The sequence below is a fragment of the Microbacterium sp. genome, from assembly GCF_046295495.1.
Taxonomy (GTDB): domain Bacteria; phylum Actinomycetota; class Actinomycetes; order Actinomycetales; family Microbacteriaceae; genus Microbacterium.
Genome location: NZ_JBKBNC010000005.1, coordinates 18,717 through 33,833, shown reverse-complemented (window position 1 = coordinate 33,833; position 15,117 = coordinate 18,717). Strand labels below are relative to the sequence as shown.

Annotated in this window: 12 protein-coding genes; 6 read left to right on the top strand and 6 right to left on the bottom strand. The window is 72.0% G+C overall.

Features of this window, described 5'->3' with window-relative positions; genetic code table 11:
• The first annotated feature begins 7 nt into the window (after positions 1-7).
• From ACK4LS_RS03335 to ACK4LS_RS03320, 4 genes are read left to right on the top strand one after another with little or no spacing between them, the layout of a single operon-like run.
• Positions 8-325, top strand: coding sequence for an SAV_915 family protein (locus ACK4LS_RS03335; RefSeq protein ID WP_409713120.1), 318 nt, complete (start codon positions 8-10; stop codon positions 323-325).
• Positions 322-618, top strand: coding sequence for a hypothetical protein (locus tag ACK4LS_RS03330; RefSeq protein WP_409713117.1), 297 nt, complete (start codon positions 322-324; stop codon positions 616-618). The genes ACK4LS_RS03335 and ACK4LS_RS03330 overlap by 4 nt, the downstream gene beginning before the upstream one ends.
• On the top strand, positions 618-1,784 hold the full coding sequence (locus tag ACK4LS_RS03325; RefSeq protein WP_409713114.1) for a hypothetical protein: 1,167 nt from the start codon (positions 618-620) through the stop codon (positions 1,782-1,784). The genes ACK4LS_RS03330 and ACK4LS_RS03325 overlap by 1 nt, the downstream gene beginning before the upstream one ends.
• Before the next feature lie 2 nt (positions 1,785-1,786).
• Complete coding sequence (locus ACK4LS_RS03320; protein ID WP_409713112.1) at positions 1,787-2,566, top strand: hypothetical protein; 780 nt, start codon at positions 1,787-1,789, stop codon at positions 2,564-2,566.
• Positions 2,567-2,595: 29 nt separating this feature from the next.
• On the opposite strand, the gene ACK4LS_RS03315 is transcribed toward ACK4LS_RS03320, so the two are convergent.
• The 3 genes from ACK4LS_RS03315 to ACK4LS_RS03305 are packed head-to-tail and all read right to left on the bottom strand — an operon-like array spanning position 2,596 to position 8,133.
• Positions 2,596-5,943, bottom strand: coding sequence for an ATP-binding protein (locus ACK4LS_RS03315; RefSeq protein ID WP_409713109.1), 3,348 nt, complete (start codon positions 5,941-5,943; stop codon positions 2,596-2,598).
• Positions 5,940-6,659: a DUF4194 domain-containing protein gene (locus ACK4LS_RS03310; protein ID WP_409713106.1), complete on the bottom strand. Its 720-nt coding sequence runs from the start codon at positions 6,657-6,659 to the stop codon at positions 5,940-5,942. The genes ACK4LS_RS03315 and ACK4LS_RS03310 overlap by 4 nt, the downstream gene beginning before the upstream one ends.
• Complete coding sequence (locus ACK4LS_RS03305; protein ID WP_409713103.1) at positions 6,652-8,133, bottom strand: DUF3375 domain-containing protein; 1,482 nt, start codon at positions 8,131-8,133, stop codon at positions 6,652-6,654. Before ACK4LS_RS03305 ends, ACK4LS_RS03310 begins: the two co-directional genes overlap by 8 nt.
• Before the next feature lie 396 nt (positions 8,134-8,529).
• On the opposite strand from ACK4LS_RS03305, the gene ACK4LS_RS03300 reads away from it, so the two are divergent.
• Both ACK4LS_RS03300 and ACK4LS_RS03295 read left to right on the top strand, forming a co-directional pair.
• Complete coding sequence (locus ACK4LS_RS03300; RefSeq protein WP_409713100.1) at positions 8,530-9,786, top strand: hypothetical protein; 1,257 nt, start codon at positions 8,530-8,532, stop codon at positions 9,784-9,786.
• Positions 9,787-9,812: 26 nt separating this feature from the next.
• Positions 9,813-11,387 (top strand): S8 family serine peptidase, encoded by a 1,575-nt coding sequence (locus tag ACK4LS_RS03295; RefSeq protein ID WP_409713097.1) that lies wholly within the window; start codon positions 9,813-9,815, stop codon positions 11,385-11,387.
• Between the two features lie 117 nt (positions 11,388-11,504).
• Here the strand turns inward: ACK4LS_RS03295 and ACK4LS_RS03290 are convergent, their stop codons facing one another.
• The 3 genes from ACK4LS_RS03290 to ACK4LS_RS03280 form a co-directional block, all read right to left on the bottom strand.
• Entirely contained in the window at positions 11,505-12,917 is a 1,413-nt protein-coding gene (locus ACK4LS_RS03290; RefSeq protein ID WP_409713380.1) for an APC family permease, read from the bottom strand.
• 184 nt (positions 12,918-13,101) lie between these two features.
• On the bottom strand, positions 13,102-14,496 hold the full coding sequence (locus ACK4LS_RS03285; RefSeq protein ID WP_409713095.1) for an aspartate aminotransferase family protein: 1,395 nt from the start codon (positions 14,494-14,496) through the stop codon (positions 13,102-13,104).
• Complete coding sequence (locus ACK4LS_RS03280) at positions 14,493-14,963, bottom strand: Lrp/AsnC family transcriptional regulator (RefSeq protein WP_409713092.1); 471 nt, start codon at positions 14,961-14,963, stop codon at positions 14,493-14,495. Before ACK4LS_RS03280 ends, ACK4LS_RS03285 begins: the two co-directional genes overlap by 4 nt.
• Positions 14,964-15,117 lie beyond the last annotated feature (154 nt).

Sequence of the window (15,117 nt, the reverse complement as noted above, 5' to 3'; positions counted from 1 at the left end):
GCTCGCTATGCGTTTGGGTGGAGATGGCAAGACGACGACTCTGAGGGGCGAGGTCATCGTGCCGCCCGCGCTGTACCTTCCGCTGGTGCCGGATCCCGACGGAGGCGGCCAGCTGGTGGTGGTGCAGCCGTTGGCGGACGGGCGCCGGGGGCTCCTGGCCTACACGGCCCTCGATCGACTGGCCGACGCGTGCGGTCACTCTCAGCCGTGGATGCTGGTGATGACGTCGGAGCTCGACCGCGTGCGTCAGGCGCAGCCGTTCGACGTCGTCGCCTTCGACATCTCCGTGCCGGCGCAGCACCGTCGCGAGGGACGTCTGGCATGAGCGACGCGATCTACGTCGACCGCGAGAACATGATCCGGCGCATGGACTCGGTGGTCGCCGAGGTCGACGGTCTCGACGACGCCCTGGGGACGATCCCCTCGTCCACCGACGGCGGTGCCGCCTCGGCACTGATCGGATTCATCGCCGGGGCGGCGGCCGAGGCCGCGAACGAGTACTCCGGAGCCGTGCGGTTGATCGGAGCCGTCACCGTCAGCGTCCTCGACGACGTGCAGGCCGCCGAGGAGCAGATGGTGAGTGAGATCTCGAGCCTCGAAGAGAGCCTGGACGACTGATGCCGATCGATGCGCAGATCCCGGGCGATGCGTCGAGCGTGCGCGCCACGGCGGATTGGCTCGACCGCACGAGAGCCGCGCTGATCAGCGTCGACCTCGAGCTGTCGTACCTCTGGGGTGATTCGAACACCTACTGGACGGGCGAGGCGGGGCGGGCCTGGCGCGACTCCGTCGGCTCCCTCCGTAACCGCGGATCCGAGGTCCCGGGCTTCCTCGCCGACGCCGTCGAGGTGTTCCGGGCGTACGCCAACCGGCTGGAGCGGGCTCAGGAAGACGTGGAGACTTTGCGCTTCCAGGCCGAGGAAGTGGGGCTGCAGGTGGTGGGCACGACCGTGCTGCCCCCCACCACGACGTTGACGTACTGCCCGGGGCCCGATGCCCCCGACGACGATGTCGCCGCGTACGACCGCTACATCTCGCTCGTGGAGAGCTACGACGACCTGGCGACGCAGGTCGGCACGCTCATCGGAGAACTCGACGCGTGGGTCGGGGAGCACATGGCGCCGTTGATCGCCCGCGTCGACGACTTCTCGCTGCTGGCCGGAACGGTCGACGCGATCGCCGCGAAGGGCAACGAGACCCTGGCGAACTCGGTGCTCGACGGGTACGAGAGCTTCTACGAGCAGACGCTGAGCGGCTGGCGCGAAGAGCACAACAGTTTGCAGTCGGCGGCCGAGACGTTCCGCGATCAGCTGCGCTCGGGCAATCCCGCGCTGCGGGCAGCGGCCGAGGCGGCCGACCCGCACGCGATGCGCGCGGGGGTGGAGGAATTGGCGGAGCAGATCGGCCGCGTCTCGCGGTTCACCCGCGTGCTGCCGGTGGCCGGCAACGTCATCGACATCGTCTCGCTGGCTTCGGACGTCGCCGACGGCGGCTCGCTGAGCTCGGGTGTGGCGGAGATCGCCGGGGGTGTCGCGGGCGGTGCGGGCGGCGCGGCGCTCGGTGGGGGAGTGGCCGTCGCCCTCGGCAGCAACCCCGTCGGGTGGGTCATCGGGGGCACGGTGATCGGCGGCGTCGCCGTCGGTGCGAGCGCGCGCTGGCTGTGGGAGGCCGCGGTCCCCCTGGATTCGCGCGAGACGATCGACGATTTCTTCACCGGTTCGCCGCCGCGCCTGGAGGGATACGTTCCTCCCACGCGCTCACGCCCCCAGCCGCAAGGAGACTGACCATGGCCGTCCGCACCCTCTCTCCTCGTCTGCCCTCCGACGAGCCGACCCGCCCGGTGTTCCCCCGCGGACGCAAGCCCACGTGGCTGGTGGGGCTGGTGGCGGTCTTCGCGATCCTGCCCGTGGTCATCGCCGTCGTCGACGATCGCCTCGGGCTCCGTCTGGTCATGGCGGCGCTCGCGGTGACGATCCTCGGAGCGGCGGTGTGTCTGCACGTGCTGTTCGGCACGATTCGCGACCGCACCCTGCGCGTGGACGACACGGCACCCGGTCTCTGGTTCCGCCCCGCGGCGGCGGCCACCGCCGTGCCGTTCGGCCTCGGCGCGCTGCTGGTGCTGCCCGCCGTCGCGCAGGTGGTCGCGGATGCCGCCGAGCTCGAGACGCTCGATTCGTTCCTGCTGACGCGCGGGCCCTACGCCATCGCGCTGCTCGGCCTGGGGGTCGTTGTCGTGACGGTCGTGCGCCTGCGCGAGCCGGCGGGCCTGCGACTCACCCCCGCCGGTCTCGTCGGCATCCGGGGGCGCGGACGGGTGCAGTGGGGGTGGGACGACCTCGAGACCGTGGACGTCGGTTCCGGGCCGGTCGCCATGCTCACCCTCGTGCCCGCGGGCGGTGGCCCCCGGGTCGAGGCGCCGCCGCTCGCCCTCGGTGGCGATCCGAACCAGGTCGCCACCGTCGTGCGGTACTTCCACGCGCACCCCGGCGAACGCGCCCTGCTGACCGCGGGCGGTCCCGACGCCGTCCGCGCGGTCGACGACGCCCTGCGCGCGCGCGAGCGCTGATCTCGCGGCGGCGCGGTCGTTGCCACGCCTCAGGAGGGCAGCCCCACCTTCGCCTTCGCCCACGAGCGCCCGCGCGTGTCTTTGAGGATGTCGTACTCGACGTCGACGTGCGGCTCGATCGCGCTGTACTTGTCGTTCGGGGCGCCGATCACGAGCTGGAAGCCGAGACCGCGCCAGGCGCCGATCGCCCGCTTGGTGAAGTGCGCATCGGCCTTGATTAGCGCCTCGTCGAGGAACACCGGGGCGTAGCGCGGGCGCTCGGCGCCGGCATCCCCGAGCTGATAGCGCAGGGCCGCGCCGACGATGAAGGCGATGAGCTCCTGCGACTCGCCGCCCGACTTCTCGCCGATGTGGTCGTAGAGCGCGACGTGCTCCCCGGTGTCGGCGCGGAAGCGCTCGGCGCTGACCCGCACGTGATTGCGCACGTCGACGAGGTCGGCGAAGTCGGGGGCCGTGGGCCGGATCCGCCCGATCAGCCGCGCCATGCGCCCGTACACGGCCTCGCGCTCCTCATCGGAGGATGCCGCGTCGATCGCGGCACGCACGTCGCGCAGCTCTTTGCGGAACCGCCGCCGCACCTCGGACTGGCTCTCGCGCGGCACGATCTGCAGGCGGTGCTCGTCGTCGTAGAACGGCAGGTCCTGCATGATGTCGTTGATCGGCGCGATGCGCTCGCGGATCTCGCGCAGCGCCCGCGTGAGCGCCGAATCGAGGTTCGTGAGGTCGTTGCCCGACAGCCGCAGCAGGCTGTCGCGCCATTCGGCCTCGAGTTCGTGCAGGCCGCTGGCCTCGAGGTCGGCGAGGATGCGCTCGAAATCGCCGAGCGACTCGTCGGGATCGGCGAGCAGATTGGGGCTCGGCCACCGGTCGGTGAACGCCGTGAGGGTGCGACGCAGGCTCTCGCGCTGGTCGGCCCAGGTGTCCTGCGCCGAACGCTGCTCCTCGACGAGTCGCTTCGACGCCGACTCCAGCGCCGCGTCGAAGCGCGCGAGCAGCTGCGACGGCGTGGCGTCCGCGGCCGCGGGGGCGACGAACAGCGCGTCGAGGTACTCGCTCTCGTCGGCGGCGAGGGAGAGACCGGCGTCCTCGGCGTGCTCGAGGCGCACGTGCGCGGCATCCACGTCGTCGGTCACGGCGGCCCAGCGGGCCGCGAGCGCCTGCTGCTCGGTCTTGGCCGCTCCGATCTCCTCGCGCAGGCGCGCGGCACGGGCGCGGGTGCCCGAGATCTGCTCCTGCAGTTCGGCGATGCGGGGGTTTCCCGCGGTGATCTCGACGATGGTCTCGTTCCAGCGGTCGAGCTCGCGCTCCACGGATGCCACGTCGACCTGGTCCCAGCTGAGGTCGGCGATCTTCTCCAGGGCGCCCCGCCGATCGTCGAAGGCGTCGAGGGCGGTCGCGGCCTCCTCGACGGCGGCCTGGGCGGCGGTGAGGTCGCGCCTCACCGTCACGATCTGCTCGCCGAGCTCGGTGAGACGCACGCGGCTGGAGAAGCCGAGGATGCTCTGCCTGGCCGAGCCGCCGTGCGCGCCGCGCGCGCCCTGGCTCGTCTGCCCCGAGATGGTCAGCGCCATGCGGTGCCGCGACAGCTCGGCCGCGGCATCCACGCACACGAAGGCGAACTGCTGCTCGAGTCGGTCCTGCAGCCAGCCGGTGAAGGGGGAGCGGCGGAACTCCAGGCGCCCCGGAAGCGTCGCCGGATCGAGACCGCCGCGTTCGGGCAGATCGGCGGGCACCCCCTCGAAGCGCAGGCGCTCGCCCAGGCGCACGCCGTCGATCGCGGATCGGAAGGATGCCAGGTGCGCGGCGTCCACGAGCAGCGTCGTCGCGAAACCGCCCAGGGCGAGGGTGAACGCCCCGCGCCACGGCTCGTACTCGGTGCGCACGTCGACGAGCTCGGCGACGAACGGCAGCTCCGCCGCGGTGAGGCCGGCGGCCTCCGCCAGCGCTTCGCGCGCTTCGTGCAGACGCGGGGGGATGTTGTCGTCGCGCGTCTGCGTGCGCCGGTGCTCGGTCTCGAGCGCCGCGAGCTGCTGCCGCAGGGCGGTGTGCCGGCTGCTGGCGGCGACGAAGGCCTCGCGCACCGCGCTCTTGGCATCCGCGTCGGCAAGAGTGCGCCGGGCTTCCTCGACCAGCGCGCCGAACTGCTTCGCCGTGGTCGCCTCGGTCGCGAGCACCGCGAGCGCCGCCTCGAAGCGCTCGCGATCGCGCTGCATGCCGGCCAGACGCCGCTCCAGCGCCCGTCGTTCGCGCTGGGCGGCCTCGAGCCGGTCGCCGCCGGCCGCACGCAGCACGTCGCCGAGGCCCTCCCGCTCGGCCTCTGCCGCGTCGGCGAGTGCCTGTCGTTCGCGCACCAGGGCGTCGGTGGCGTGCGTGCGATCGCGCAGCTCCGCCTCGACCGCGCCGAGCAGGTCGATGCGCCGCTGCGCGCGCCACAGCGAGGCGCGCGAGGCGGGGTCGGAGAAGCGGCCGAGCGCGTCGATCAGGCGCAGGCGCTCGGCGGCCTCGTCGATGCGGGTCTTCATGGCGCGGATGGGCTGGAGCGCCCGCACCTGCTGCCGCGCTTCGAGCATGCGCGTGCGCGTGCCCTCGAGACCGTCGAAGTGCGAGACCACGGCGTCGGCGACGGCGAGGGTCTCGGGCTCCTCGAGCACCATGCGCTTGTAGAGGTCGTCGACGGTGGTGATCTGCTGGCCGGCCTGGATGCGCGCGAGCAGGCTCATCGCCTTCGACCCGGCGCCGGCCGCGCCGATGCCGAGCACCGCGTGCAGACGCGCCGAGAATTCACGGTCGGTCGCGAGGGTGTCCAGGCCCGTCGCCCGCACCGCGGCGTCGGAGAGGTGGCTCTGCGCCGCCCGTTCGAGGTCGCGCAGATCGAAGGCGCCGTGCACCGTCGCGCGCACCTTGACCGCGTCGTCGAGCGTTCGCGCCGCGGCGGGGAAATACCAGGCGCGCACGGCGGTGAAGCGCGCGCCGTCGTGGTCGGCCCACGTCATCGCGATCGCGGTCCAGGTGTCGACGCCGTCTCCGCGCAGCACCCGCACCTTGGTGCCCTCGTCGGTACGCGACTCGTCGAGCTTGCCGCGACCGTAGGAGAGGATGTTGCGCTGCTCCTGCCCGCGCGGGCGCCCCACGACCGCCCCGTTCGAGGCGCCGTTGAACGGGGTGGTGTGCGGCATCATCAGCGCGACGTACGCGTCCATCAAAGTGGACTTGCCCGACCCCGACCCGCCGCACAGCAGCGTCGCCGTGGGGGCGAAGCGCACGCGGTGCGTGCCGTCGTAGCCGCCCCAGTTGATCAGCTGCAGGTCTTCGGCGACCCACTGCTGCCCGCGCGATGCCGCGGGGATGAGGCCGAAGAGCGTTTCGAGCATGGTCATGCGGGCTCTCCCTCGGTCGTTCCGGATGCCAGGGCCTCGGCCTCGCGTGCGACCGGCGCCTCGGCATCCGTCGCCTGCTCCTGCAGCCACCGCTGCAGCTCCCGCAGCGTCTCGGCGCTGAGGACGACCTCAATGAGGGGACCGATGCGGTAGCGGCCCTCGGACTCCTCTTCGATGATGCCCTCGCGGTCCAGTCGCGCGATCGCGGTGCGCACCGCGCGCTGCTGGCTGGCGCGGGTGCCGTCGCTCTCGGAGAAGTAGGTCAGCACGGTCTGCTCGACCTCCTCGACGTCGACGCGCGCCGAGGCGGTGCCGGCCGTCGTCTCGCGTTGGAACACCGTCCGCAGGTAGACGAGCACGAGCGTCTCGGCGCGGGAGTACGCCTCGTCCTTCAGCAGGATCGGAACGTCGAGCTCGTCGCTTCGCACCTGCTCCTTGTACGCGACGCCGCGCGAATGGTCGACGACGAGCCGCACGAACAGGTCGTTGAGGCGCGATTCGATCATCTGCTGATGCTCCAGCAGCAGTTTCCACTCGCTCGGCGAGGCTTCGGCCAGCAGGAACCGCCGCTGCAGGATCCGCACGAGCACGCGCCGTACGTCGGCGTCCAGGATGCCGCGGTCGCCCGGGAACAGGGCGTCGGGGTCGTTCTCCATCGCCACGGGGGCGATGAACGCGGGGGTGTCGGTCTCGGGCGGCGTCTCGACGTCAGTCATCGGCGTCCTTGTCTGTCGTGCGGGGGAGGGCGGCCGTGACCGCCCCGAAGGCGAAGCGCCGCGTCGTGCCGTCGGGGCGCACGGCCTCGACGATGGACACCCGGTCGCCCTCGACGAGACCGCCGCGGTGCACGATCTCGAGCAGTCCCACGAGGTCGACCGGGCGTCGCGTCTCGGCGTCGGCTTGTGCGAACGCCGTCGCGAGGTCGAAGCCGTCGCCCAGGCGCGCCACGTGGGCCTCCAGCTCGGCGTAGTGCGGTCCGCCCCAGGCGCGGGTGTCGGCGTCGACGAACTCGACGTCGTCGCCGGCGGATGCCAGGGGCTCGGGCGCTCCGGGCGGTCGCACGTCGCTGAGCGACTGTCGCAGGTGCCCGATGTCGGCCAGCGGCAGTGTGCGCACGGGCTCGACGCGGCCCGGCGCACGCGTCTGGCTCCAGCGGTGCAGGCCCGCCATGACCCCGCGCAGGAGGTCGTCGACCTGGCGATCGCGGATGGGATCGTGCGTGCGCACCTGCGCGGTGATGACGTGCGAGGCGCGCCGCTGCGCCGTGAGCACCTCCTGCACGCCCGCCTCGACACGGCGGGCGATGGCATCCAGTTCTCCGCGCTGCTCGGGCGTCATGAGCCGCGAGAACGGCTGGGTCAGCACGGCGTGCAGCTGGTCGGTGAGGTCGTCGATGTGCTCGGGGTCGCCGATCAGGCGCAGCGCGCCCTGGAACGCCCGCCCCTCCGGGGTGGCCTGCATCACCTGGCGACCGCGCTCGAGGTACTCGCGCAACACCTCGCCCGTCGGGCGCACGTCGCGCCGCAGCTCGGCGACGACGTCGCGCTGCATCGCCGCGATCGACTCGGCGACGCGCGAGAAGTCGGCGGGGAGCTCGCGGGCCAGGTGGATGACGTTCTCGGCCTCCTCGAGCAGGTGGTCGTCGTCGAGCGGCTCGACCACGCCGTCGTCGAGGGCGGCGAGCTCGGCGTCGAGGGCGGCGCGCTCGGCGAGCAGCGCATCGCGACGACGGGCCGGGTCGCTCTCCGCGTCGCGCGCCAGCCGCTCCACCGCATCCAGCAGCGTGCGCACGCGCGAGCGCGACACCCGCGCGCGTCCGCCCCCGGCGCGACCGGCGATCTCGAGCGCCCCCACCGCGTGCGCGGAGAGGCGGTACACCTCGACATCGTCCTCGATCTGCAGGCCCAGCCAGCCCACGCGCACCCACCCGCGACAGATCTCGCGTGCGGAGCCGGCGGGGATGCGGCGGTCGTCGTCGGTGTCGATGCCGGCCGCGCGCAGTTCGTCGATCGCCTCGGCGACCTCGACGTGCGCGTCGGCCACGGCGACGGCGGGGCGATCGGGTGTGAACACCACCGACAGCACCGCGACAACGAAAGGCGCGAAGCGCCCGTGCAGCAGTTCGAGCGTGGGGTTCTTGAACGCCGCCGCCGAGCGCGCGTAGGCGGCTTCGGCTCGGGTGCTGGTCACTGGCTGAAGTCTACCGGCGAGGCGGGGGAGGCCGTGCGGGCGAGCGGCCACCCCACCCGCAGCGGGTGAGCCCACGGGCGAGCGCCGTCGCTCCGCGACCCGGAGCGGTACCGCGCGTCGCGCGCCACCAGGCGCCCCGCCGCCCTTCACCCGCTTCACCGCACCACGCGGACGCGCGAGGTCCGGCCTCTCCCGGGCCAGGCTCGAGCGGTGTGCCCGCGCGGTCGCGACGACGCGCGCGAGGCCCACGCGGAAGGAGACCGCGCGATGCCCGAGCACGCACGACCCGCACGGGACGGCGAGTCCCCCGGCCATCCGTCCTCGCGTGCCGTCCGGGGGCCCGCTCGCCGGTCCGTGCTGCTCGGACCCCTGTGGGCGGTGCCGGCGATCGCCCTGATGACGACGACCCCCGTGTTCGCCGCCTCGGGGACGGCGCTGTCCTTCTCCGGTGGTCCTTTCGAGGCACCGCGCTGCGGCACCCTCGACGCGGTCGTCGTTCGGGCGCACCGTGGTGGCGCGGGTGTCGCCGGGCTCGGCGTGGTCCTCGAACTGTCGGGCGGTTTCACCTTCGATGGAGCCACGACCACCTCGACCGTCGTGACCGGGCCCGACGGCTCCGTCTCGTGCGGGTCCGTCCGCGTTCCCGCCGAGGGCGGGACGGGGACGATCACCGCGACCGCGGCCGGGGCGGCGAGCTCGACGGCGTCGCTGAACGCCGCCGCCGACGGCCGGCTGCTCTCCCTGCCCCACGGCACCCTCCGCACGGCGAGCGCTCCCGCGGGGGCGACTCCCGTCGCGGGCGACCTGTTCCTCGCGGGCGGCGTGCTCCATCGCGACGGCGTCGGAGCGGTGCAGCACGACGTCGTGGCGTTCGGTCAGCTCGCGGGTGCTCCGGGCGCATCGACCGCGGCGCTCCTGCCGCTGCGCACGAGCGATGGCATCGCACGGGTCTTCGACACCGCGACGAACACCTGCTTCGCGGCCGCGGGTGTGCCCGCCGGAGCGGTCCCCGTCGCCGCCGATGTGTTCCTGGCGGGGACCTCGATGGTACGCGGGGGAGCGGTCGTGGCCACCGACGTCGCCGCGGTCGGACAGATGATCGAGCGCGAACGATCCGGGCCGGCGGCCGGGCGCGCCTACGACCTGCCCTTCCGTCGCACCGACGGGGCGCCCCGCGTGCTGCGCTCGCCCGAGAACGAGGTCGTCGTCCCCGCCGAGTACGGGGCACCCGGCGGCCCACCCGCGGGTGCCGTCCCCGTGGCGGGCGACCTCTTCTGGGCGGACGGACGGTTGTACCGCGTGAGCCGCGACGGTACGCACCCCTTCGGCACGGGGGTCGTCGCCACCGGCATCGCCGCGTGGGGCGCCCTCACCCCCCATCCGTACTTCGCCCGCGAGCAGCTCCTGCCCGTGCGCCAGGACACCGGCGCCGCGGCCGTGTTCATGGTCTCCGGCAACGCTCTGCGCGCCGCGACGGCGGTGCCGACGGGCGCGACCCCCGTCGCGGCCGATCTGTTCCTCGCCGGGGGAGTCGTGTATCAGGACGCCGTGGGCGCCGTCGCCCGCCAGGTCGCGGCCACGGGCCACCCGTTCGCGGTCGCCGCCGCCGGCTCATCGCTCATCGTGCCGCTGTCGACGGCGGTCGCGTGTTGATCCCCCGCGCCCGAGGAGGCAGAGACATGGCCCATCCATCGCATCGGCGGTCGCGTCCGGGGCGTCTGCGCGGCGCCGTCGGCCTCGCGCTCGCCGCGGTCCTCCTCACGTCCGGGGTCGTCGGCGGCTTCACCGCCGGCGGTCGCGTGGGAAACGAGACGTCGCAACCGGCCTCCGCGGTCGCCGACACCGTCTCTCCCTCGCCGCTTCCGGCCGCGGCATCCTGGCCCGACGCCCTGCCGATCCCGCCCGATGCCGACGACGCCGAGCGCCTGGCGATCAAGCTCTCGTATTCGTTCGTCGCGCTCTCGCGGGCTCAGGCCGCGGCCGTGCTCGCCGAGCCGAGCCTCGGTGCGCTGGTGCTGCCCGCGTGGGGCGACGACGCCGCGCTGATGGTGCCGAACGCCGCGCTGACACGGGTCCGCGAGATCGCGCCCGACGCCGAGGCCACCCCGAACGCGGTGGTGGAGGCGACGGCCGACCAGTCTCCGACTCCGTCGTGGGGACTCGACGCGGTCGACGCGCCCGATGCCACGCAGGACGCTCACTACTTCTACGACACGACGGGCGCCGGGGTGACCGCGTACGTCGTCGACACCGGCGTACAGGCCGACCATCCCGACTTCGGCGGACGCGTCGACGCCGCCTCGGGGCACGACGAGACCGGCGACGGCCGCGGCACGGCGGACTGCAACGGTCACGGAACGCACGTCGCCGGAACGATCGGGAGCACGACCTACGGGGTGGCCAAGGGCGTGCGCCTCGTTCCCGTGCGCGTCCTCGGGTGCGACGGTAAGGGCAGTCTCGCCGATCTGTACTACGCCCTGGCCTGGATCGTGAACGATCACACCGGCTCGCGGTCGGTCATCAACATGAGCACCGGTGCGCCCTCGAGCCCCTACATCACGAGCGCCGTCCGCTCCGCCGTGAACAAGGGGTTCACGGTCGTCGCGGCGGCGGGCAACGACGCGGTCGACGCCTGCACCAGCTCGCCCGCGAGCGCACCGGAGGCCATCACGGTCGGCGCCACCGATTCGTCGAGCGCGCTGGCGTGGTACAGCAACCGCGGCTCGTGCGTCGACATCCTCGCCCCGGGCTCCGACATCATCTCGACCTACATCGGCTCGGCCGTGGCGTCCGCGAGCGGCACATCGATGGCGTCGCCCCACGTCGCCGGACTCGCCGCCCGCCTGCTCGAGGCTCACCCCTCCTGGCGCGCCGCCGACGTGCTCGCGGGTCTCACCTCCGATCGCGCGAGAGGGAAGATCGCGAACGTGCCGAGCGGGACGGCCAATCTCTTCGCCGCGATCCCGGCCGTCCCTCGGGTGTCCGCGGTGACGGCGACCGCTTCGTCGTCCGGGATCGACATCTCGTGGACGCGCAACGACGTCGGCGCGGCGGTGACCTTCGCCGTGACGGTGACCGACACGACGACGGGCCGCGTCTACCCCGTCGTGGTCTCCGGGAGCAGGTCGTCGACGGTCTTCACCGCCACGCGGACCGGACACGCCTACAGCGTCACGGTCGGCGGCACCGCGGGGATGCCGTCGGGTGCTCGGGTGGCGTTCGCCGAGGCCTCCGCGCTCGTCGCGGTGCCCTGAGGTCGGAGCCACCGGGCTCCGCCCCATGCCGGCGAGACACACCGCCGCGGCCACGCCGTCGCCGCGGCATCCGGGGAGGGGATGCCGCGGCGCGCGGTCGTGTCGGATCGAGCGGGGTCAGACCTCCGAGTGCGGGCCCGGGACCGTCTTGTTGACGCCCGTCACCGGCTGGTTCTCGTCGAACGAGGCGATCGGGCGGCGGAAGCCGCGGGTGAGGATGACGAGGTACACCACGCCGATGCCGCTCCAGATGAGACCGCCGATGAGGGCGTGCGCGTCGAGGTTCACCCAGAGCAGGCCCGTGAGCAGCATGCCGATGGCCGGCATCACGATGTAACGGAAGACATCGCCCGGGGTTTTCCGCAGGCCACCGCGGACGGCGAACCAGGCGATGACCGAGATGTTGACGAATGTGAAGGCCACCAGGGCGCCGTAGTTGATGTACGCCGCGATCTGCTCGAGCGTGAACGAGATCGCGAGCAGGCTCACCAGGCCGACGATGATGATCGAGATCGTGGGGGTGCGGGTCCGGGGATTGACGAAGCCGAAGATCCGTCGCGGCAGCACGTTGTTGCGCCCCATGACCATGAGCATGCGCGACACCGAGGCGTGCGAGGCGAGCCACGAGGCCAGCGTCGCGGCGAACCCGGCCGCCGTGAGGACCGCTTGCAGCACCGGGCCGCCGACCTGCACGCCGATCTCGGGCAGCGTACTGTTCTCGATCGCCTCGGGCGGGAAGGCCGCGGAGTCGGGGAAACGCAGCTGCGTGACGTAGGCGGCGATGAGGAAGATCACGCCGCCGGCGAGGAGGGTCAGCAGGATCGCCCGGGGCATGATCCTGGGCGATCTGGCCTCCTCGGAGTACATCGACACCGCGTCGAATCCGATGAACGAGAAGCACACGATCGTGGCCCCGGCCAGGACGGCGCCGAACTGCACGTCGCTGTGGGCGAACGGGGCGAGCGACACCGCGGTGCCGGCTCCGGCGCCGCCGACGAGCTGCACGAGCACCATGACGACGAACACCGTCATGACCAGGATCGAGAACACCAGCAGGATCATGTTGACGTTCGAGGTGCCGCGCATCGTCAGATAGATGACCCCGGTGACGCCGGCGGTGAACACGACCACCCAGAGCCAGCCGGGCACGTCGGGGAAGAGCGCCTCCATGTAGCTGCGGAGGATGAGCGCGTTGACCATCGGCAGGAGCAGGTAGTCCGTGAGCGCCGTCCACCCGACGACGAATCCGACACCGGGGTGGATGGATTCCCGCGCGTACGTGTAGGCGGACCCGGCGCTCGGGATGACGCGCACCATCCTGCCGTAGCTGACGGCGGTGAACGCGAGCACGATGAGCGCGAGCGCATAGGCCGCGGGGACGACGTTGTTCGTCTCTTCGGCGACGAGGCCGAAGGTGTCGAAGACGACGGTGGGGGTCATGTAACCCAGGCCCAGGCCGACGATCGACCAGAGGCCGAGGGTGCGGGCGAGTTTGGCTCCCGCGCCGGGCGATGCCGCCGTGGCGGCGATGTTCTCGTTCGTGGCTCCTCCTAGAGGGTGCGGTGCGCGATCGGGTGTCGCGTCCGTGGGGCTGATATCGGGGTACAGCGTGCGGAGCACCGCTCGGGGTGGGAGCGGGGGAGTCGGCGAGGATGGCGCCGGGGATGCGAGGGGGGAGGGATGCCGGCCGGGGTGGGGCCGGCATCCCCTCGGGTCAGAGGCGGCTCCAGGCCTCGGTGAGGCTCGCCCGCAGGATCCGTTCGATCTCGTCGAACTCCGAGGGACCGATGGTGAGGGGCGGGGCGAGCTGGATCACGGGGTCTCCGCGGTCGTCGGCGCGGCAGTACAGGCCCGCGTCGAACAGCGCCTTCGAAAGGAAACCGCGCAGCAGCCGCTCCGATTCGTCGTCGTCGAAGGTCTCCTTCGTGGCTTTGTCCTTCACGAGTTCGATGCCGAAGAAGTACCCGTCGCCGCGGACGTCGCCGACGATCGGAAGGTCGAGCAGCCGCTCGAGCGTGGAGCGGAACACGGGGGAGTTGGTCCGCACGTTCTGCAGCAGCCCCTCCTCCTCGAACACGTCGAGGTTCTCCAGCGCCACGGCGGCCGACACCGGGTGTCCGCCGAAGGTGTAGCCGTGGGGGAAGGTGGCGTCGCCGTGCGCGAAGGGTTCGTAGATGCGATCGCTGATGATGGTGCCGCCCAGCGGCGAGTAGCCGCTGGTCACCGCCTTGGCGAAGGTGATCATGTCGGGCTGGTAGTCGTATGCCGAGGCGCCGAAATAGTGGCCCAGGCGGCCGAACGCGCAGATGACCTCGTCGGAGACGAGCAGCACGTCGTATCTGTCGCAGATCTCGCGCACCCGCTGGAAGTACCCCGCGGGGGCGGGGAAGCACCCGCCGGCGTTCTGCACGGGCTCGAGGAACACCGCCGCCACCGTCTCGGGCCCCTCGAACTGGATCATCTGCTCGATACGGTCGGCGGCCCAGAGGCCGAACTCCTCGGGGGTGCCCCCGCCGAAGCCGGACTCCTCGGCGCGGTAGTAGTTCGTGTTGGGCGCGCGGAAGCCGCCCGGGGTGACGGGTTCGAACATGTGCTTCATCACGGGCAGGCCCGTGATCGCCAGGGCGCCCTGCGTGGTGCCGTGATAGGCGATCGCTCGGGAGATGACCTTGTGCTTGGCGGGCTTGCCCTGGGTCTTCCAATACTGTTTGGCGAGCTTGAACGCGGTCTCCACCGCTTCTCCGCCGCCCGTCGAGAAGAACACGTGGTTCAGGTCGCCGGGGGCCAGCGACGCGAGCCGCTCGGCGAGCTCGATCGCAGCGGGGTGGGCGTAGGACCACAGCGGGAAGAACGCGAGCTCCTCGGCCTGCTTCGCCGCGGCCTGCGCGATGCGGCGACGCCCGTGGCCCGCGTTGACCACGAAGAGCCCGGCGAGGCCGTCGATGTACCTCTTGCCCGCGGCATCCCAGATGTGATGGCCCTCGCCCTTCACGATGACGGGGACGCCCGGGCCGTCGGTCATGACGGACTGGCGCGAGAAGTGCATCCAGAGGTGGTCGCGGGCCTTCTTCTGCAGGTCGGCGTTGCGGTCGGTGTCCATGAGGGTCATCGCGTTCCCCAGTTGTAGAGCTGACGATGCAGCTTCAGGTAGACGAACGTCTCGGTCGAGACGATGTCGGGCAGCGACCGGATGCGGTCGTTGAGGAGGTCGATCAGGTCGTCGTCGCTCTCGCACAGCACCTCGACGAGCAGGTCGAAGGAGCCCGCCGTCGACACGACGTACGTCACGCCCGGCAGTTCCGTCATCCGGGCGGCGGCGACGCGGGTGTCGCCCGAGACGCGCACGCCGATCATCGCCTGACGCGCGAACCCCAGTTGCAGCGGATCGGTGACCGCGACGATCTGCAGGATGCCGGCATCCTGCAGCTTCTGCACGCGTTGCCGTGTCGCGGTCTCGCTGAGACCGACGGCCTTGCCGATGTCGGCGTACGAGCGGCGGCCGTCCTCCTGCAGCTGTTCCACGATCGCCTTGGAGACGCGATCGAGGACGGTGGGCCGTTCGTTCGGGGGACTCATGATGGGCGACGGTATCAGCGCATGATCGGCCAAATCAATGATGATCTCGACATTCACGACGGCGTAACAACGCGGAAACCGCCGATGTACGCGTCTGAAGACGTCGAACGGATCACCCCGGCGCGCGGCGGGGGCGTGCCACGCCGCTACGATG